This window comes from Methylotenera oryzisoli (assembly GCF_004661485.1).
Classification (GTDB): domain Bacteria; phylum Pseudomonadota; class Gammaproteobacteria; order Burkholderiales; family Methylophilaceae; genus Methylotenera; species Methylotenera oryzisoli.
The window spans coordinates 32,591-52,650 of sequence record NZ_PQVH01000013.1; the positions used below are offsets into that span (position 1 = coordinate 32,591).

Genomic DNA, 20,060 nt, shown 5'->3' on the forward strand with positions numbered 1-20,060 from the left:
TTTCACACTTGACTTGCCGCTTTAGCGATTTATCGCAGCAATCAGCTGCAGTCAATTGGAAAGCCATGCTGGCTTACACGCATAAAACCGCAAGGGCCTTGTCCGTGGAGTATGTGCTTAAGCCAGCATCTGACTTGCCCTTGGAATATATGCGCTAAAGCGCATTATTCACACGCCACAGTCATGCGTTCAATCAGGATAGAACCCACTTGTTTTGAACCTTGCACCAAAACATCATTGCCAACGGCTACAATCATTTTCAGCATTTCCGCCATGTTGCTAGCAATTGTGATTTCTTCTACCGGATGCACAATCACGCCATTCTCCACCCAGTAACCCGCAGCACCACGTGAGTAATCACCGGTTACCATATTCATACCGTGCCCAAGCAACTCTGTCACGACGAGCCCGGTTCCCATCTCTTTTAATAAGCCGGCAAAATTCAGTGTGCCTGGCTGCACGATTAAATTATGATTACCACCGGCATTGCCTGTGGTTTTAAGCCCTAGCTTTCTGGCTGAGTAACTGGATAACACATAGCCTTGCAACACGCCGTCTTTCACTAACTGACGCGCACTTGTGGCCACACCCTCATTGTCAAACGGGCTACTAGCCAATCCTTTTTTTATAAAAGGATTTTCATAGATATTCAATAGTGGTGAAGCAATTTGCTGGCCCAAACTATCAAGCAAGAATGATGACTTACGATATAAGTTCCCGCCAGAAATCGCGCTGATTAAAGTAGATATCAGCCCACTAGCTAAAGGCGCCTCGAACAACACCGGTACTTGGCAAGTTTTAATTTTTCTGGAGTTCAGGCGTTTAACCGTGCGCTCACCGGCAAGCCTACCAATCTCCACAGGTGATTGCAGGTCTTCTGCTGCGCGTGCAGTGGCATACCAGTAATCGCGCTGCATGCTGTCACCTGACTCAGCAATCACTGAACAGCTTATGCCATGACGTGAGCTTGGATATCCGCCCGTAAACCCATGGCTATTGCTATACGCAAAAAAGCCTGTGCCAGTTGAAACACTAGCGCCTTCTGAGTTAGTAATGCGCGCATCTACCGCTAAGGCGGCTTCTTCACATTGCTGAGCCAGTAATGCAGCCTCATCCACAGAGAGTTGCCAAGGGTGATGCAGATCTAAATCTGGAATTTCGTTAGCCATTAAATCGGCATCTGCCAATCCGCAAAACTCATCTTTGGCGGTATATTTAGCAATATTACAGGCAGCGGCAACTGTATCTTTCAGCGCTTGGGGCGATAAGTCAGAGGTACTGGCATGGCCTTTTTGTTTACCGAAGTAAACCGTGACCGACATGCCTTTATCACGGTTATATTCAATATGCTCGACTTCTTTCATGCGCACAGAAACATTTTGCCCAATACTCAAGCTCAGCTCAGCCTCAGCTTGGCTCGCACCAAGGCTTTTGGCTACTTTAAGCACGTCTTCTGACATCTGCTTAATTTCATCTAATGTATAACTAAACCCGGAATCTGACATAACGCTTTCTACTATAAAAAATGTACTTTTATCACTCAACTGCATAAATGATATAATACCTCAGCATGAAACCTAAAAAGACAACTAAAGATACAGAATTAAGTAACGATGCAAATTTAAATGCGGACTTACCTACGAGTAAAACCAAATTAAAAGCTGAGGCAGATGCACAGCAAGCGCTGGGCGTTAAGCTATCTGCACTTTCTAAAGATAAGCTCAATAAACTTAACCTGCCCGAAGAGTTACTGACAGCCGTACTCGATACAAAGAAAATTACCGCGAATGGTGCAATACGTCGCCATCGGCAATACCTAGGACGCTTAATGCGCGACGTTGATACTGCGCCGATTATTGAGCAGCTATCACGCTGGGAAGGCAAAAATACCGCCGAGAATGCCTACTTCCATGGGCTTGAGCGCTGGCGCGATCGGTTAATCAGCGAGCCAAATGCATTATCTGAATTCATGGCCTTGCATCCAAGCACTGATAGCCAGCAATTACGCGCACTCATTCGCAATGCGCAAAAAGAGCATCTAGCTAATAAGCCACCAAAAAGCAGTAGAGAGATTTTTAAACTGCTGCGCGAGATCACCAGCAGCGGAACCTCTGTCGACTCTGCTGAGTCTGACGAGTCAGAAGCAGAGTAACGCTTCGGTACTGACGTTAAAGAATAACGTTCTGTACTAACATCGTGTATGGCAATCTTGCCGTATTAACGTCAATCACATACCGGCACTAGCATATCCGCTTCGGTATACCCTAAAACAAGGTAGAAAAATCATGACGATAAATTTCGATACTGTACTTGATGTACGCCATGAGGACAGCCCAATTCCAACCATTCGCACAAAAGAAGTATTAGATGCACTGCCAAACGGACAGGTCTTAAAAGTGATCACAAACAAAGAAAGTAGCGTTAGAAACATACGTACATTGGTTGCAAATAACCCATTTACATTGCTACACGAACTAAAAAATGCAGAAGACTTCCTCTTTTTTATTCAAAAATAATTGCATAAAACTGACCGTCACCCAGCGGGGCTAACTGCCTCGCTAAACATCTAGAAAATGTTTCTATCATGCTGATGTTAGCAGGCTTTTTTGCTTACTCGCTGGACTTAATACGCACATTCCGTGAAGTTAATTTTAAATAATATTTAACCGTTTTAACTCAGGCGCTCAACACAGTACCAGTAGCCAAGCTATATGCGCCTAGTTTATTTACGGGCGTTCAATTGCACAAACTGCGTCATTGTCTCATCACCGCGTTGCAACGCTACTGCCACCTTTTGCCCTGCATAGCGTTTGACTGCTGCAAATAAGTCATCTGCAGTATTTAATGTGACATCACCCAGTTTTAATATTGCATCACCCCGTACTAAGCCTATGTTGTAAGCTGGGGAGGTTTTAATCACTGCAATCACTTTCAAACCAGGCAAAACTTTAGGTGCAGCTTCATTTGCACTGTCCTGTTTCAGCTTAATCACATGCACGCCAAATAAAGGCATCGGCAACTTAGCCCAGTAACTTGCATGGTACTGATATTGTGTAGGTCCTTCTTCTAGATCATTCGGGTCAATTTCACCACCTTTTTTTGCAGCTTCTTTGATTAACTGCAACTTAGAACTTGCCATCTGTGCAGACTCATATTTTTGATACACCATCACAATATCGGCTTTAATGGATTTCGCATGTTGCAATGCAAGCCCTGATGCCGCTTCTGCCGCCGAGAAGCCTGAAGTTCCCATCAAATCGTAACCGTCTTCCAACATAGTGATGTTGTCTTCATTTTTATGGTTTCCAACAAACATCTTAGTATCTGGCGTTGACTGTAATGAGCGTAAATCTCCAGCGCTCTGCTTCCTGTAACTCTGCTCATAAGGGTTTTGATCTGCCGCATAAAGCTGATGCGCAAATAGCACCAAACCTAAACTTGCTAGGGAATACAGCATAAACTTTACTAAACTGACGTATGAATTATTGGTGCTAACGGCTGGCATAAAATATCCTTTGAGCTTGGTAATGGTATGATTTAGTCTTGCTTAAGTACTAGTGACTCAGAAATGACCAAAGAATTCATTAAAATCGGATTAGTTTCAATTAGCGATCGCGCAAGCAGCGGAGAATATGAAGACAAAGGCATTCCCAGCCTGCGCGCATGGCTGGCACAAGCCCTTACCTCACCGTTTAGCCTCGAGGCGCGATTAATTCCAGATGAGCAAGACGAAATTGAATCCACCCTGATCGATTTAGTCGACTTTCAAGGCTGTCATCTGATTCTGACCACCGGTGGCACTGGCCCATCTTTACGTGATGTCACCCCTGAAGCAACCCTAGCGGTTGCCGATAGGGAAATGCCGGGTTTTGGCGAGCAAATGCGCCAGATTAGCCTGAACTTTGTACCCACCGCCATTTTATCAAGGCAAGTCGCCGTGACGCGTAAGCAATGTCTGATTATCAACTTACCAGGCCAACCTAAAGCGATTGCACAAACCTTAGAGGGACTAAAAGACGAAGCAGGTAACACGCTGGTGCACGGCATTTTTGCTGCAGTACCATACTGCATAGACCTGCTCGCCACGCCAGACAGCCCAATGCCCAGAATAGAAACCAATGAAGCCGTGGTTAAAGCATTCAGGCCAAAATCTGCACCTGCAGCCTAATTGATTAGAAAATGTCCGAGTTTAATTTAATTGCCAAATACTTTACCCGCCCTGTCCAACATGCAGACTTAGGGGTGGGAGATGATGCAGCGTTGCTTCGTGTGGCGCCAAGGCAACAACTCGCAATTTCAGCAGATATGCTGGTAGCGGGCACTCACTTTTTTCATGATGCATCGCCCTATAGCATTGGTTGGAAATCTTTAGCAGTGAACATATCAGATATGGCGGCCATGGGCGCACAGCCAAAATGGGCTACGCTTGCGATTGCACTGCCTGAAGTGAACGAGCCATGGCTGGCAGCGTTCTCTAAAGGCTTTTTTGCATGCGCCCAAGCATTCGACGTTGATCTAATTGGCGGCGATACTACAAGAGGACCATTGACGCTGAGCATACAAATCATGGGAGAAGTGCCGCTAGGCCAAGCAATTCAACGCAATGGTGCAAAAGATGGTGATGATATTTGGGTGTCTGGAATCATAGGCAGTGCCGCACTTGGGCTGGCACACCTGCAAGCTAAAGTTACGCTCACAGAACCAACGACGACGCACTGCTTAAACGCCTTAACCACCCCCACGCCACGAGTAGCGCTTGGCTTGGCACTACGTGGCATTGCTAATAGCTGCATTGATATTTCCGATGGCCTGACAGCAGACCTCAACCATATACTCAAAGCATCTAATCTAGGCGCAAAGCTCTCTCTAGAAAATATCCACTGCCACGATTACCTACGTGCGCACTTAGATGATGCAAATATCAAGCAATGCATCTTGGCAGGAGGCGATGACTATGAGCTTTTATTTACTGCGCCCAAATCGCAACGTGACTACATCCAACAACTAAGTCAGCAATTGCAATTACCACTCAGTTTAATTGGCGAGACTACGCTACAGTTAGGATTAACAGTTACTCACCACCAGCAAGCTGTAGACATCACCAAAAAAGGGTTTGATCACTTTGGCTAACGTCCCAACACAACCTACGTGCAAACTATTGCTTTCACATCCTGCCCATTTTTTTGCACTGGGTTTTGGTAGCGGACTGGCCAAAAAAGCCCCTGGCACTTTTGGCACAGCGGTGGGGTTGCCTCTATTCTGCTTCATTGACAGCCATAGTCTCACAACACAATTAGCACTGATTGGTCTATTGTTTTTAGTAGGCATTTATTTCTGCGACAAAACTGGTAAGGCATTAGGCGTATCCGATCATGGTGGTATCGTTTGGGACGAAATTGTCGCCATGATGTTAGTACTCACTTTTACCATAAACCAATGGCAATGGTGGTTAGTTGCATTCTTGCTATTCCGCTTATTTGATATTTGGAAACCATTCCCCATCCGACAATGTGATGCCAAAGTAAAAGGCGGCCTAGGCGTGATGCTTGATGACCTGCTGGCTGCCATTTACGCCATCCTCAGTCTAAAGGTTTTAGCATGGACGATCACTCAACTTTAGCCTCAGCCCTCGGCCACGCACTCAAGCAACGCGGTTATTTACTAACACTGGCCGAATCCTGCACGGGTGGCATGGCGGCGCAAGCCATCACTAGCATTGCCGGCAGTTCAGATTGGTTTGACCGTGGATTCGTGACTTATAGCAATTCAGCTAAAATAGAAATGCTGGATGTCGACAACACCACACTAGAAACCTGCGGCGCAGTTAGCGAACAAACTGCGGCAGAAATGGCGATAGGCGCCTTACAGAATAGCCACGCACAAATTGCCGGCAGCATTACCGGCATCGCAGGGCCAAGCGGTGGCAGTACGGAGAAACCCGTGGGCACAGTATGCTTCGCACTGGTAGGCAACCACCTACCAATGTTCACATGCACCCAACAATTTACGGGCGACCGTACGGCAATCAGGCAACAAGCCACCGCATTTATGTTGGCAACACTAACTGAACAACTCAACCTGCTGAACAGGCTAAGTTAACACTTCACACTAAGCACTATCTGCGATAACCATCGCGGTGACCGTATCCTCGATGATGGCGATGCCCGGAATAATAGCCTCCGTACACGCCATAGCCGCCACGATAAACAGTTGCAGGGTAATAATATCGGTATGCATACGGCGTATCATAATAAACGCTGTAGCCTGGGTAATAAACTGCTGGCGGCGCAACATACTGCACCTCCGCTGGATAGGCATAATAACCAGGGGCGCCGATATTAAGTGAAAAACTGACGGAATCCCGCGCTTGTGCACTAGATAATGTGGCAACACCTATTGCCAACACCACTAATAGTGAACGAAATACTCTCATTGTCACTCTCCTTAACATTACACAACTACGCTCACACTTAACGAATCACAAAACATCTCGTTGACCTCAAGTGCAAGATTATTATTTTCATCATGATTGCCATAAATACACATGGTTAAGCACCTATGAGACTTACGCTAAACTGTAAAATATGGAATAATTGAAAGCTAATTTAAGCACTTCAAAATAAAGGTAAAAACCCAATGGATGACAACAAAGCCAAAGCACTCTCTGCCGCACTTTCACAAATTGAAAAACAATTTGGCAAAGGGTCCATCATGCGTATGGGTGACAGTGATATTGGCGAAGATATTCAAGCCGTTTCAACTGGCTCTCTCGGCCTTGATATTGCTTTAGGCATCGGCGGGTTACCGCGTGGCCGTATCGTAGAAATTTACGGTCCAGAGTCTTCAGGTAAAACCACACTTACCCTGTCAGTGATTGCACAAATGCAAAAATTGGGTGGCGTTGCAGCATTTATTGATGCAGAACATGCACTAGACCCACAATACGCAGCTAAATTAGGTGTCAATGTACCGGATTTATTAATCTCACAACCAGACACTGGTGAGCAAGCGCTTGAAATTGCAGACATGTTAGTCCGCTCAGGCTCTGTAGATATCGTAGTAGTGGACTCAGTGGCAGCACTGACCCCACGTGCAGAGATTGAAGGCGAAATGGGTGATTCACATATGGGTCTGCAAGCACGCTTGATGAGCCAGGCTCTGCGTAAATTAACTGGCAACATCAAACGCACGAATACCTTGGTTATTTTCATTAACCAAATCCGTATGAAAATTGGCGTGATGTTTGGCAACCCAGAAACAACCACAGGTGGTAACGCCCTTAAGTTCTACGCTTCTGTGCGTTTAGATATTCGCCGTACTGGTGCAATCAAAAAAGGTGATGAAATTACCGGTTCAGAAACTCGCGTAAAAGTGATTAAAAACAAAGTAGCACCTCCGTTCAAGCAAGCTGAGTTTGACATTATGTACGGTGAAGGCATTTCTCGCTTTGGCGAAATCATTGAGCTTGGTGCAAATATTAAACTGATTGAAAAAGCAGGGGCTTGGTATAGCTACAACGGCGAGAAAATTGGCCAAGGTAAGGAAAATGCAAAAGAGTTCTTGCGCGAGCATCCAGAAATCGCAGCAGAGCTTGAAGCTAAAATCCGCGCTAATGCTAAATCGCTGAACGAAGCGATGGCTGCACCACGCGGTGAGGATGAGTAAAGAGTTTGTCGCCAAGTCATTACGGCAGCGGGCTTTAGATTATTTAGCCAAGCGCGAGTATTCTTATACCGAGCTTGGCAAAAAACTAAAAACGTACGCGGATGAAGAAGATGACATTCAGGCTCTATTGGATGACTTTAAAGCAAGAGGCTGGCTTTCCGACCAACGATTTACTGAGCAAATCATTCACGCAAGAAAAGCCAAGTTTGGCACAGCCAAGATAGCGCATGAATTACGTGAAAAAGGTATTTCAGACCAATTAATTACGGATGCAGTAGAAACATTAAAAACAACAGAGTTAGATAACGCGACAGAAGTGTGGCGTAAAAAATTCAAAACCTATCCACAAAATCGTGAAGAATGGGCAAAGCAAGCAAGATTCTTACAAAGTCGAGGCTTTGGCTTTGATTTGATAAAAAAAATACTAACCGTTGATGATAACGATTAAACAAGCGATTAAAACTAAACTTTATGACCATACAACTTAGCAGCACCCCAAGCAGCAACGAAATTCGTCAGGCATTTCTTGATTTCTTTGCATCAAAAGGCCACGAGATTGTTAGCTCTAGCTCACTAGTACCGCACGGCGACCCTACTCTCTTATTTACCAATGCTGGGATGAACCAATTCAAGGACGTATTTCTTGGCTTTGACAAACGTCCATATACACGCGCTACCTCAAGTCAAAAATGTGTACGCGCCGGTGGTAAACATAATGACCTCGAGAACGTAGGTTACACTGCGCGCCACCATACATTCTTTGAAATGTTAGGTAACTTTAGCTTTGGTGATTACTTTAAAGAAGATGCCATCAAATACGCATGGGAGTTACTGACAGAAGTATTCAAACTACCTAAAGATAAATTGACCGTCACGGTATACGCCGAAGATGACGAAGCTTACGCCATATGGAACAACATCATCGGCGTACCAGCAGAACGCATCATTCGCATTGGCGATAACAAAGGCGCACGTTACGCATCTGACAACTTCTGGATGATGGGTGACACTGGCCCTTGCGGTCCATGTACAGAAATTTTCTATGACCATGGCGCTCATCACTTTGGCGGCCCGCCAGGTAGCCCAGATGAAGATGGTGACCGTTATATTGAAATCTGGAACAACGTGTTCATGCAGTTCAACCGCGATGAAGCAGGTGTCATGCACCCGCTACCAAAACCATCAGTGGATACTGGTATGGGGCTGGAGCGTATTTCAGCCGTATTGCAACATGTACATGCCAACTACGAAATCGATTTATTCCAGACTTTAATCGCTGCCGCAGCACGTGAAACCAAAACAGCAGACTTAAGCAGTCCGTCTCTCAAAGTGCTGGCTGACCATATCCGCGCTTGCAGTTTCTTAATCGCAGATGGCGTGATTGCAGGCAACGAAGGCCGTGGTTATGTACTACGCCGTATTATCCGTCGTGCAATTCGCCATGGCTACAAACTAGGTGTACGTAGTGCGTTCTTCCACAAAATCGTACCGGATCTAGTGGCTGAAATGGGTAGCGCTTATCCTGAGCTTACAAGCAACCAAGCACGCATTACCGAGATTTTAAAACAAGAAGAAGATCGCTTCTTTGAAACGATTGAAAACGGTATGGCAATTTTAGAGTCAGAACTTGCCAATACACAAGGGGTATTCAATGGTGAAACCGCATTCAAACTGCACGACACTTACGGCTTCCCGCTAGATTTAACTGCGGATATTTGCCGTGAACGTAATGTGGCAGTGGATACCGACGCATTTAATGCGGCAATGGCGCGCCAAAAAGAGCAAGCACGTGCAGCAGGCAAGTTCAAAATGGCCACCAATTTGGAATATGAAGGAGTTGCCACTCAATTCCACGGCTACGATAAGTTAGAGACCAGCGCAACTGTTACTGCTCTGTATAAAGACGGCGTTGCTGTCACTAAACTGGCAGAAGGTGAAATCGGCGTCGTCGTACTTGATAACACGCCATTCTACGCAGAGTCTGGCGGCCAGATTGGCGATTGCGGCGAACTACGTGGCACAAACGGTATTTTCGAAGCAGAAGACACGCAAAAAATACAAGCAACAGTATTCGGCCATCATGGTGTACTAAAAACCGGAACATTGAGTGTAGGTGAGCAAGTGAGCGCACGCGTTAACACGCAAGCGCGAACCAACACAATGCGCAACCACTCGGCTACGCATCTAATGCATAAAGCGCTGCGCGAAGTGCTCGGCGCACATGTGCAGCAAAAAGGCTCATTGGTTGATACCGATAAAACCCGTTTTGACTTTGTGCATACCGCACCCATGACCGATGACGAAATCGCAAAAGTAGAACAAATTGTAAACGCAGAGATTCTAGCCAACGCCGCCTGCCAAGCACGTGTGATGGATATTGAGTCTGCACAAAATACTGGCGCGATGATGTTGTTTGGCGAAAAATACGGCGATGAAGTGCGCGTCCTAGACATCGGTAGCAGCCGCGAACTATGTGGCGGCACCCATGTCAACCGTACAGGTGATATTGGCCTATTCAAAATCACTTCTGAAAGCGGTGTAGCCGCAGGTGTGCGCCGTATTGAAGCCACCACAGGCGAAGGCGCTTTAAAACTGATTAATGCACAACAATCATTGATTTCAGCATTAGCGAATGATTTAAAAGCACCGGTAAACGAGTTGGCCTCGAAAGTAGCTCAACTTAGCGACCATGCTAAATCATTAGAAAAAGAACTAGCACGCCTAAAATCCAAACTAGCTTCATCACAAGGTGATGATTTAGCCACACAAGCCATTGAAGTTGCAGGCGTTAAAGTGTTAGCTGCTACATTAGATGGCGCAGATGCTAACGCACTGCGCGAAACAATGGACAAGCTAAAAGACAAACTAAAATCAGCAGCAATTGTGCTGGCTAACGTAACTGACGGCAAAGTCAGCCTAGCCGCTGGCGTTACTGCTGATTTAACCAGTAAAGTGAAGGCTGGCGAGCTCGTCAACTTTGTTGCAGGCCAAGTTGGTGGTAAAGGCGGCGGCAAGCCGGATATGGCAATGGCTGGCGGTAGCGACGCAAGCAAGCTTCCGCAAGCGTTAACCAGCGTAACAGATTGGGTAAAAAGCAAACTAAATACCTAGTATTGGCTAGCAGTGGTAACAGGCTAGTCAAATACTGGAAAATGCACTATCTGCGTCACCTAACAGCAATTTGCTGTTAGCAAAATTAAACATAGTTAAAACAGTTAATAAGGTTAAAAGAACTTTTATGGCACTTATTGTACAAAAATACGGCGGCACTTCTGTTGCCAATCCTGAGCGTATTAAAAGCCTAGCTGCGCGCGTTGCCCGTTACAAGGCACTGGGCCACCAAATTGTCGTTGTTGTTTCTGCCATGTCAGGTGAAACCAACCGACTGATTGCATTAGCAAAAGAAATTATGCCGGATCCAGATCCACGTGAACTGGACGTAATGGTTGCCACAGGGGAACAAGTGACAATTGGGATGACGGCGTTAGCATTGATGGAGCTTGGCATCAAAGCAAAAAGCTACACGGGCTCACAGGTCAAAATCCTGACAGACAACGCTCACACCAAAGCTCGCATCTTAAGCATTGATGAGCACAACATCAAACAAGACCTAGATGACGGTTACGTAGTCGTGGTTGCGGGCTTCCAAGGCGTAGATGCTGATGGCAACATCACCACGCTTGGCCGTGGTGGCTCTGACACCACAGGTGTAGCACTGGCTGCTGCATTAAAAGCGGATGAATGCCAAATCTACACAGACGTAGACGGCGTTTACACCACAGACCCACGCGTTGTGCCTGAAGCGCGCCGCTTAGACAAAATTACGTTTGAAGAAATGCTAGAGCTAGCCTCTCAAGGCAGCAAAGTGCTACAAATTCGCTCTGTTGAGTTTGCAGGCAAATATAAAGTTAAATTACGCGTGTTATCAAGCTTTGAAGAAGAAGGCGATGGCACACTAATCACATTTGAGGAAGAAAATACAATGGAACAACCCGTTATTTCTGGCATTGCCTTTAACCGCGACGAAGCCAAAATCACTGTATTAGGGGTACCGGACAAACCTGGTATTGCTTACCAGATTCTTGGTCCAGTGGCTGAAGCAAATGTTGACGTGGATATGATTATCCAAAACACAGGCGCTGACGGCACAACCGATTTTACATTTACTGTGCATAAAAATGAAATGAACAAAGCGCTAAGTATCTTGCGCGACAAAGTACAAGGCCACATTGGCGCACGCGAAATAAATGGCGACGACAAAATCGCTAAAGTATCAATTGTAGGCGTTGGCATGCGCTCACACGTAGGTATTGCAAGCCAAATGTTCCGCACATTGGCTGAAGAAGGTATTAACATTCAAATGATCTCTACCTCTGAAATTAAGATTGCAGTAGTGGTAGATGAGAAATATTTAGAGCTTGCAGTACGCGTTCTACATAAAGCATTTGAATTAGAAGCGGCATAATTGCAAGTTAACGTTGATTTTTAAAAGCGTTTAGCGTAGTATCACGCCCTCGTAAGAAGCGTAATTGAAGTAAACGGAGAGCTGGCCGAGTGGTCGAAGGCACTTCCCTGCTAAGGAAGCATACGGGCTTAAATCTGTATCGAGGGTTCGAATCCCTCGCTCTCCGCCAAGTTTTATAAGTGTGAAATATTTTATTATTTTGCTGGAAAAAATCCCAGCTTCGAGTATAATGCACGCTTTCGCGCCCGTAGCTCAGCTGGATAGAGTACTTGGCTACGAACCAAGGGGTCAGGAGTTCGAATCTCTTCGGGCGCACCAAACAAACAAAGGCTTACAGTTTAACGACTGTAAGCCTTTTGTATTTTATATCTCTCTTATCCAACCTCTGTAATCCACCAGCGTTATTAAGACAGGCTCTATTATTAGAGCGTATGGCTCCCAGACAACAACACACTTACTGATGCAATTTATTAGTATCTACAATGTCTCAACATATGAGGAGGTTTGAATGCGCCCGTTGCATTAGAACTTAACACTGCGCTGCTACCGACGCTGTTGCGTAGTAACTCAGTTGCTGTTGAGGCGATGCTTAGGTGCAAGATAAAGATAGAAGATGCAGGAAAGCTAGCAACAAAGATTAAATACCAATCCTAAAACTGGTATTTCACACTAAGAAAGGCCTTCTAAGCTTTCTATCGTTTATCGAAAGGAGGCTGAAATGAGCAAAATTCTTTGTGTGCTCTATGACGACCCTGTCTCGGGTTATCCAACATTATATCCACGTGACGGAATACCCGATATCAAGACCTACCCTGGGGGGCAGACCTTACCTACCCCAGAAGCCATAGACTTTAAACCAGGTCAATTATTAGGTAGCGTCTCTGGTGAGCTCGGTTTACGAAATTATCTAGAATCTCACGGTCATCAGTTAGTGGTCACTTCAGATAAAGATGGGCCTAACTCGCGACTAGAGAGAGAGCTACCGGACACCGACATTATTATTTCTCAACCGTTTTGGCCAGCGTACCTCACTGAAGAAAGGTTTGCCAAGGCGCCTAAATTAAAGTTAGCCATTACTGCCGGCATAGGCTCTGACCACGTAGACCTACAAGCTGCCATTAAACATGGCGTCACTGTTGCAGAAGTGAGTTATAGCAACAGTATTAGCGTTTCTGAACATGTGGTGATGATGATTCTAAGTTTGGTACGTAATTACATTCCTTCGTATCAATGGGTAGTGAACGGTGGCTGGAACATTGCCGATTGTGTGACCCGATCATATGATTTAGAAGGCATGAATGTCGGCACAGTGGCCGCTGGCCGTATCGGTTTGGCTGTGTTAAGGCGGCTGAAACCATTTGATGTAAAACTGCATTACACAGACCGGCATCGGTTATCACCAGACATTGAAAAAGAACTGCAACTCACTTTTCACCCTAATGTGGAGTCTATGGTAAAAGTGTGCGATGTGGTGACCATCAATTGCCCATTACACCCAGAAACAGAACATATGTTCGATGATGCGTTAATTGCCAAGATGAAACGAGGTGCCTATATTGTGAATACTGCGCGCGGCAAAATATGCGACAAGGATGCAATAGCACGGGCATTAAAAAGCGGCCAGTTGGCTGGCTACGCAGGTGATGTGTGGTTTCCACAACCGGCACCGAAAGATCACCCATGGCGCACTATGCCATACCACGGGATGACACCACACGTATCTGGCACCAGCCTCAGTGCACAAGCACGCTATGCTGCTGGTACGCGTGAAATTCTGGAATGCTGGTTTGCAGGCAAACCAATTCGTGAAGAGTATCTGATTGTAGATGGTGGTCATTTAGCTGGTACAGGTGCGCACTCCTACAGCACAGGCAACGCAACTAAAGGCTGGGAGGAGGCAACACGTTTTAGTGCAGCCGCATGACAGAGCAAGGCTATGTATTTCTATCGTTCTCCGGTTATGCCGGAGAACGATAGAAGCGTTCTTGCAATCCAGCTAATCAGAACTTTGAAGCTTGATGGGGGTCTGACTTCAATTGGCGTAACTTACGCATTTGTCCTGCGCCAATGTGGCAATCGGTTGTGCAACGTGGCTGAAAGCGTGTCACGGCGAGCATCGACAAGTGAGCATACATGCCAGAAATGGCTGTTGATAAAGTTGCATTTAATTAAATGTAGCAATCAATCGAAGCAATTGTTAAATAGCCATAGATGACTAAGTTAATTGAGCTAAGCATCATGCACCTCAGCTAGTCAGTCTAAGCTACTTACAACTGCGAATCAGATAGGAGAACGCGATGAGACGTAGACTTTATTTCGTGTTACCAGATATTAAAAGCGCGCAAGTGATGATGAATGAATTGTTACTGGCTCGCATTAATGCTAATCATATTCACTTTCTGGCGAGGCCAGACAAATCATTGGGAGACCTGCCTGCGGCAACTGTACTAGAAAGATCAGAAGTCGCTTTTTGCGCAAGTGTAGGCATGCTACTGGGGGCAGTGCTAGGCGCGCTGGCTGGAGTACTGGCTATTATGGTTCCATGGTGGTTCGGACCGGTTTCTACGGCAATTATCCCCTACACCATGCTGATTGGCGCGGTAGCGAGTGCAATGTGGGCTGGAACCTTAGCAACAGGGGTTCCCAACCACAGGCTAGAGGCATATAAACAACCAATTAATGCAGGGAAAGTATTGATGATTGTTTCTGTGCCGCTGCATAGACTCATGGAGATTCGCGATATCTTGATTAAAAGACATCCAGAAGCCGTCTATGAAGGAACTTGGCCAACTGACCACGTGTTGTTTCCTTAAGAGTGGATCAGTACGCAGTGATAGAAATGGCTAGTATTGCAGGCATCTAATGTGAGTGCCCACTTGCTGTCTATGCCCACGTAAAGTGCGGAGTGGTTCTTGACTGCTGATGCTAAGCTAAGAGTGGTATGCCTTGGCCTGCAACTTCAAACAGCTACAGGCAAAGCGCTATATAGCCGTACTTAACTTGAGTCCGACGATACCGATAAAGATGAATGATAAGCTTAGCAACCTACCTAAGTTAGCAGATTCACCAAATAACAATATGCCGAATATTGCAGTACCGATGGCTCCGATCCCTACCCATACTGCATACGCAGTGCCTACAGGTAATGATTTCATTGCCATTCCTAGCAACCAAACGCTGAGCACCATTGCCAGCACGGTGCCTAAAGTTGGCCAAAGTCGCGTGAAGCCTTCGGTATACTTTAAGCCAATCGCCCACACCACTTCTAACAGCCCGGCTGCAACAAGAATCGCCCAACTCATCTTAAATACCTCACAAAAAATATTGGGTCGTCCCTAGATTAATTCAAATAAGTAAGGTCGTCCTTACCTATCACATACAGCATCAAGTTTAGCACCAGAATCAAATATCAGCTTACTTTAAGTCTGCCTAACGACATTAATTAACAACACGATTGTGCACAACAAGTGCATATCAAGCACTATTGCCGACCTTGCTTGCATAGGACAAACAAGCAACCCGCTCAAATGCGGGGTCTACAATTTGTGCAGTGCCGGATTTAACTAGCTAATTAATTCATGCAATTATTGCATCATGCATGATGCATATTTTACTATTTATTTATACAAATCAATAATGTAGGGGCTTGGCACATATACTGCTGTTACCTTGAGAATATTTCAAATCAAGGCACACCCTATACTATGCAGTCAATGAATCCAGAAGTTATTGAGAATACGGCACTACCAAAACTTTTGAATCAAACACAAGCGATATTGCTAGTTGTTATGTTCATTATGCTGACAGGCAACTTTGCTCTGTTTCACGGCATTGTGCATATATACCCACTTACAGTGGCCAATATTCCTTTTTTAGCCTCATTGGCTTTATTCTTTAGCGCACTGACCGCTATTTTCTTTTTATCCATTTGCCATGGAAAATTCACACGCTGGATATTGGCGCTGTTTGTCATTATTGCATCACAAGCCGCTTATTATATGGATCACTTAGGGGTCATTATTGATACCGTCATGATTGATAACATCATGCAAACTAATACAAACGAGTTTGCAAGCTTAATCACTACCAGCTTAATCGTAAGAACTTTAGTATTAGGTTTCATCCCGGCATGGTTCATTGTGAAGTACTGCCCATCTCCTACTAATTTCAAAGCAGAATTTAAATCCAGACTTAAAACGATCCTCTTTTGCATAGTGAGTATTGTTTTATTAGTAATACCGTTCACTGCTGACTACAGCTCGTTTATACGCGAGCATAAAATTGTCAGGTTCTACGCGAATCCTACTTACTCAGTATACTCGGCGATAAAATACCTTACAGAGCAATCAAAAATCGCAAGTCATGCGGTGTTACATAAAACTGCAGAAGATGCAGTTTTAATTGATCCGATTACCAGCAAAAAAGAGCTGATTATATTGGTTGTAGGCGAAACTGCGCGAGCAGACCGATTCTCGTTAAACGGGTATCAACGTGATACTAACCCATTACTTTCCAAACAAAATGTTGTAAGTTTTAGTAATGTCAGCTCATGCGGCACATCTACTGGAGTCTCTGTACCATGCATGTTTTCATCTTTAGGGCGAGATAAATACGATAAAGAAAAGGCATTAGAGCAAGAAAATGTCTTAGACGTACTCAAGAAGAACGGCATCGAGGTACTGTGGCGTGACAATAATTCAGACTCAAAAGGCGTTGCCACTAGAGTAAAATATGAGGACTTTAAGTCGCCAACGCTTAATCCAGTTTGCGAGGGTGAATGCAGAGATATCGGCATGTTAAGCGGGCTTGATAAGTATATTGATGCGCACAAATCCCAAGACATGATGATTGTATTGCACCAAATGGGTAATCACGGCCCTGAGTACTACAGAAGATACCCCAAAACATTCGAACGCTTTACACCTGCCTGCCAAACCGGCGAGTTGAGAGATTGCTCTAAACAGGAAATTGACAACGCCTATGATAATGCAATTTTATATACAGACTACTTTTTATCCGAGGTGATTAGCTTCCTCAAAAAATACGACAGCACACACGAAACCGCAATGCTATACATCGCAGATCATGGGGAGTCTTTGGGTGAGCATGGCATCTACTTGCATGCCGCTCCCTACATGATAGCGCCTAGAGAGCAAACGCATGTTCCAGCGATTGTATGGACAGGGAAAAACTTTGATTATCGTTTAGACGATATTCGGTCTTATAAAAATCATGTGTTAAGCCATGATGATTTATTTTGCACCGTACTTGCATCTTATGAGTTAGATTCACATATGTGCGCAGCGGAAAAATACATGCTATCAAAAAATATCGCGATAAAATCAGCGGCAGTAGCTAACAGTCATTTAAATAGAAATGTAGATTAACATAATATGGAACGCTGGATTTTATACGCCATTATCTCCATGCTGTTCGCTGGCTTTACTGCCGTGATTGCAAAACAAGGGCTAGTCGGCATTTCTGCTGAGCTAGGCTTAACGTTAAGAACCTTGTTTGTTTGTGCATTTATTATCTCCTTTGGTTTGCTCAGCATTACCCCATCTGAAATTAAAAACCTGCAACAACAGCACTACATTTGGCTAGGATTATCCGCAGCGACCACCGCTGGCTCTTGGATTTTTTATTACAAAGCACTAAAAATGGGAGATGTAGCAACCGTGGCCTTAATTGATAAAGGCAGCGTTGTTGTATCCGTACTATTGGCATGGCTATTGTTTAAAGAGGTCATCACCTTGCGCATGATAATGGGCGCTATCCTCATCGTTGCCGGAGTCTTCTTACTGTCCAAGAAATAACATCAAGGATGATAAGTGATGAGGCTAGGAATAAGTAATATGCAGATAGATAGCTGTTAAGCAATTTAACCTCTGGCTGTATTGGGCGAGCATTGTCGCTACAACAACCGTAGGCGGATTTCGCAGATCGATCGCTTGGCATAGGCTACGCAGGGGGCACTCTACTCTTGCTCACCCTACTCATGTCATTACTGTTGCTTTGGTATCGCACACTGGGTGCCGTTGTTGGCGACTTTCTTGATAAACCTTTAGCCGCCGGTGGTTTAGCTCTTAGCCGCTATTCCGCCTCTATGGTTCTAATAGGGCTAATTATCGGCTCCATCATGATATTCAAACAATCAGCAGCCAAACATAGCCATTAACTTAAGTCTACCTTAGTGAAAAATGTAGTAATGCTTAAAAATTCATCACTTTTTGGCTTATTGCACAGGCCGCATTTACCAATTTTTAATAAATAACCAACCTAATTTCCATGATTCTTTATTCTATTTTTATTGCTGCCTTACTGGCATTTTCCATGAGCGTGATTTGTGGCGGGGGTGCAGGTTTATTGCTAATCCCAATCCTAGGCTACGCATTGCCTGCATCACAAGTCCCTGCTGCCTTGTCCATCGGCACCTCAGTGAGCTCAACTACCAAGCTTTCTTTGTTTTACTCAAAAATCGATTGGAAAATTGTTAAGCTGTTCTTACCGGCAGCACTACCTGGGGTAGTGCTAGGTGCATGGTTATTAAGCTATTTAGATCCAACTTACATTGAGCTATGTATGGCTATTTTCTTAGTCTCCAACTTGCCTTATGTGTTTAAAAAAGAGGACAGCAACAGTAATAATCGCCAATACTCCAATCATTTCTTACGGTTTATAGGATTATTAGCAGGGTTTATTTCTGGCTTAACCGGTGCAGTGGGCGTGTTATTTAATGGCGTATATTTACGTTATGGCTTAGATAAAACTGAAATCGTCGCCACCCGCGCCGCAAATGAAATTCTGCTACATATCATCAAGCTTTTTTTATATGCTTACCTAGGCTTATTTACCCTTAAAGTGTTGAAAATCGGACTGATTGTCGCGATTGCCGCAGTGTTTGCTACCTATTTGATGAAGTTTATCTTACCTAGAATATCCATTGGTGTGTTTAGCAAGTTTGGATATGGCGCAATGGTAGTGTCGGGCTTTCTACTATTTAACAGTGCAATTTTAGGTGTGCAGGAAATACACAACCCAAGCTTACATGTAATGCGCATGGCAAAAGGCTACGACGCTACATTGAGCTGGGATGATTTACTCTATAGCGTTGAGTTTAAGTATAACGAAGGGTTTGAGCTTGAAAGAATCATTCCATTGCCCTCATTAGCTTTAACCAATCAGGCGTTGGTGCATGCACACAAAGGTGATGCCGCTAAGATTGTGATTGAAAAAGTATACTCACTAAAAAAAGTTTCTCATGAGGCCTACTACTACGACGCCAACAATCAATTAGTTAACAAAGTTAAATTTTAATTCACTACAAAACATGCTGAGTATTAGCCAGCAATTCAGGCAAACAATCATCAGTAATACTATAACGGTGTAAAACAAAGGAACCGCCTCAAAGACAAGAGATTTTAAGTCTCTTGTCTTTTTATTTGTATCAAAACACTCAAAAAACACCATCAATATTCCTCTAAAATAGGCATATAAAAAAATCCTTACAAAACATAGATATGGGAATTAAAAGAAATAAATATCAATATATTGTGTTTTAAGTATTGAAACATCACGCTATGTTGCGTTATAGTGCTTACACACGGTTCTTACTTTTCAGTCGAAAATTAAGATAATAGGGAATCCGGTGCGAAGCTTGTTCTAAGCAAACTTCAATTCCGGGGCTGCCCCCGCAGCTGTAATCAGCGAGTCATTTTGTGATTACTTAGCCACTGAATCTAAGGTTCGGGAAGGCTAACAAAATGATGATGACCTGAAAGCCAGAAGACCTGCCGTAGACATTTTTCACACTGCACTTGTGTGAATACTTTTATAACGTTTGAGGCGGGGTGTCCTCGGCAGATGGGTAGATTCAATCTATCCGCCATGCTGGTCTTTGTTTGGCGTATTTTTCTATTGCAGAAGATGC

20 protein-coding genes, 2 tRNA genes and 1 riboswitch are annotated in these 20,060 nt (G+C 44.6%); of the genes, 18 read left to right on the forward strand and 4 right to left on the reverse strand.

Annotated elements, in window-relative coordinates:
- Positions 1-164: 164 nt before the first annotated feature.
- The gene (gene pmbA, locus C3Y98_RS10425; protein WP_135278537.1) at positions 165-1,505 is read right to left on the reverse strand and encodes a metalloprotease PmbA; all 1,341 of its coding nucleotides are present in this window, start codon (positions 1,503-1,505) and stop codon (positions 165-167) included.
- Positions 1,506-1,570: 65 nt separating this feature from the next.
- Here pmbA and yjgA point away from each other — a divergent pair, with 65 nt between their 5' ends.
- Together yjgA and C3Y98_RS10435 are read left to right on the forward strand one after the other, a co-directional pair.
- Positions 1,571-2,152 (forward strand): ribosome biogenesis factor YjgA, encoded by a 582-nt coding sequence (gene yjgA, locus C3Y98_RS10430; RefSeq protein WP_135278538.1) that lies wholly within the window; start codon positions 1,571-1,573, stop codon positions 2,150-2,152.
- Between the two features lie 133 nt (positions 2,153-2,285).
- A complete protein-coding gene (locus C3Y98_RS10435; protein ID WP_135278539.1) occupies positions 2,286-2,516 on the forward strand; it encodes a sulfurtransferase TusA family protein in 231 nt (76 codons plus the stop codon).
- 206 nt (positions 2,517-2,722) lie between these two features.
- Here the strand turns inward: C3Y98_RS10435 and C3Y98_RS10440 are convergent, their stop codons facing one another.
- Positions 2,723-3,505, reverse strand: a complete 783-nt coding sequence (locus tag C3Y98_RS10440; RefSeq protein WP_135278540.1) for a PDZ domain-containing protein — start codon at positions 3,503-3,505, stop codon at positions 2,723-2,725.
- Positions 3,506-3,568: 63 nt separating this feature from the next.
- Between C3Y98_RS10440 and mog the strand changes: the two genes are divergently transcribed.
- The 4 genes from mog to C3Y98_RS10460 are packed head-to-tail and all read left to right on the forward strand — an operon-like array spanning position 3,569 to position 6,099.
- Positions 3,569-4,168, forward strand: a complete 600-nt coding sequence (gene mog, locus C3Y98_RS10445; protein WP_135278541.1) for a molybdopterin adenylyltransferase — start codon at positions 3,569-3,571, stop codon at positions 4,166-4,168.
- Positions 4,169-4,179: 11 nt separating this feature from the next.
- A complete protein-coding gene (gene thiL, locus C3Y98_RS10450; RefSeq protein ID WP_135278542.1) occupies positions 4,180-5,130 on the forward strand; it encodes a thiamine-phosphate kinase in 951 nt (316 codons plus the stop codon).
- Entirely contained in the window at positions 5,123-5,620 is a 498-nt protein-coding gene (locus tag C3Y98_RS10455) for a phosphatidylglycerophosphatase A family protein (RefSeq protein ID WP_135278543.1), read from the forward strand. The genes thiL and C3Y98_RS10455 overlap by 8 nt, the downstream gene beginning before the upstream one ends.
- Positions 5,599-6,099: a CinA family protein gene (locus C3Y98_RS10460; protein WP_135278544.1), complete on the forward strand. Its 501-nt coding sequence runs from the start codon at positions 5,599-5,601 to the stop codon at positions 6,097-6,099. The genes C3Y98_RS10455 and C3Y98_RS10460 overlap by 22 nt, the downstream gene beginning before the upstream one ends.
- Positions 6,100-6,115: 16 nt before the next feature.
- Here the strand turns inward: C3Y98_RS10460 and C3Y98_RS10465 are convergent, their stop codons facing one another.
- On the reverse strand, positions 6,116-6,433 hold the full coding sequence (locus C3Y98_RS10465; RefSeq protein ID WP_135278545.1) for a hypothetical protein: 318 nt from the start codon (positions 6,431-6,433) through the stop codon (positions 6,116-6,118).
- A 203-nt stretch (positions 6,434-6,636) separates the two neighbouring features.
- Between C3Y98_RS10465 and recA the strand changes: the two genes are divergently transcribed.
- The 8 genes from recA to C3Y98_RS10505 all read left to right on the forward strand — a co-directional run bounded on the left by recA (position 6,637) and on the right by C3Y98_RS10505 (position 14,943).
- Complete coding sequence (recA, locus tag C3Y98_RS10470; RefSeq protein ID WP_135278546.1) at positions 6,637-7,665, forward strand: recombinase RecA; 1,029 nt, start codon at positions 6,637-6,639, stop codon at positions 7,663-7,665.
- Positions 7,658-8,113, forward strand: a complete 456-nt coding sequence (gene recX, locus C3Y98_RS10475; RefSeq protein ID WP_135278547.1) for a recombination regulator RecX — start codon at positions 7,658-7,660, stop codon at positions 8,111-8,113. Before recA ends, recX begins: the two co-directional genes overlap by 8 nt.
- Positions 8,114-8,136: 23 nt before the next feature.
- Positions 8,137-10,776 (forward strand): alanine--tRNA ligase, encoded by a 2,640-nt coding sequence (gene alaS / locus C3Y98_RS10480; protein ID WP_135278548.1) that lies wholly within the window; start codon positions 8,137-8,139, stop codon positions 10,774-10,776.
- 127 nt (positions 10,777-10,903) lie between these two features.
- Positions 10,904-12,130, forward strand: a complete 1,227-nt coding sequence (locus C3Y98_RS10485) for an aspartate kinase (protein ID WP_135278549.1) — start codon at positions 10,904-10,906, stop codon at positions 12,128-12,130.
- Between the two features lie 75 nt (positions 12,131-12,205).
- Positions 12,206-12,299, forward strand: a tRNA-Ser gene (locus C3Y98_RS10490).
- A 72-nt stretch (positions 12,300-12,371) separates the two neighbouring features.
- Positions 12,372-12,448: transfer RNA gene (locus tag C3Y98_RS10495), tRNA-Arg, on the forward strand.
- Between the two features lie 400 nt (positions 12,449-12,848).
- A complete protein-coding gene (locus C3Y98_RS10500) occupies positions 12,849-14,054 on the forward strand; it encodes an NAD-dependent formate dehydrogenase (protein WP_135278550.1) in 1,206 nt (401 codons plus the stop codon).
- A gap of 373 nt (positions 14,055-14,427) precedes the next feature.
- Entirely contained in the window at positions 14,428-14,943 is a 516-nt protein-coding gene (locus C3Y98_RS10505) for a hypothetical protein (protein ID WP_135278551.1), read from the forward strand.
- 168 nt (positions 14,944-15,111) lie between these two features.
- Here C3Y98_RS10505 and sugE read toward each other — a convergent pair whose 3' ends face one another.
- The gene (gene sugE / locus C3Y98_RS10510) at positions 15,112-15,432 is read right to left on the reverse strand and encodes a quaternary ammonium compound efflux SMR transporter SugE (RefSeq protein ID WP_135278552.1); all 321 of its coding nucleotides are present in this window, start codon (positions 15,430-15,432) and stop codon (positions 15,112-15,114) included.
- 402 nt (positions 15,433-15,834) lie between these two features.
- On the opposite strand from sugE, the gene C3Y98_RS10515 reads away from it, so the two are divergent.
- The 4 genes from C3Y98_RS10515 to C3Y98_RS10530 all read left to right on the forward strand — a co-directional run bounded on the left by C3Y98_RS10515 (position 15,835) and on the right by C3Y98_RS10530 (position 19,447).
- Positions 15,835-17,517 carry a phosphoethanolamine transferase gene (locus tag C3Y98_RS10515; RefSeq protein ID WP_135278553.1) on the forward strand — a complete coding sequence of 561 codons (1,683 nt, stop codon included), beginning with the start codon at positions 15,835-15,837 and terminating at the stop codon, positions 17,515-17,517.
- Positions 17,518-17,523: 6 nt separating this feature from the next.
- Positions 17,524-17,946, forward strand: coding sequence for an EamA family transporter (locus C3Y98_RS10520; RefSeq protein WP_135278554.1), 423 nt, complete (start codon positions 17,524-17,526; stop codon positions 17,944-17,946).
- 182 nt (positions 17,947-18,128) lie between these two features.
- Positions 18,129-18,308 carry a hypothetical protein gene (locus C3Y98_RS12955; protein WP_425339469.1) on the forward strand — a complete coding sequence of 60 codons (180 nt, stop codon included), beginning with the start codon at positions 18,129-18,131 and terminating at the stop codon, positions 18,306-18,308.
- Between the two features lie 110 nt (positions 18,309-18,418).
- Positions 18,419-19,447, forward strand: a complete 1,029-nt coding sequence (locus tag C3Y98_RS10530) for a sulfite exporter TauE/SafE family protein (protein WP_135278555.1) — start codon at positions 18,419-18,421, stop codon at positions 19,445-19,447.
- A 270-nt stretch (positions 19,448-19,717) separates the two neighbouring features.
- A riboswitch (cobalamin riboswitch) is annotated at positions 19,718-19,942 on the forward strand.
- Positions 19,943-20,060 lie beyond the last annotated feature (118 nt).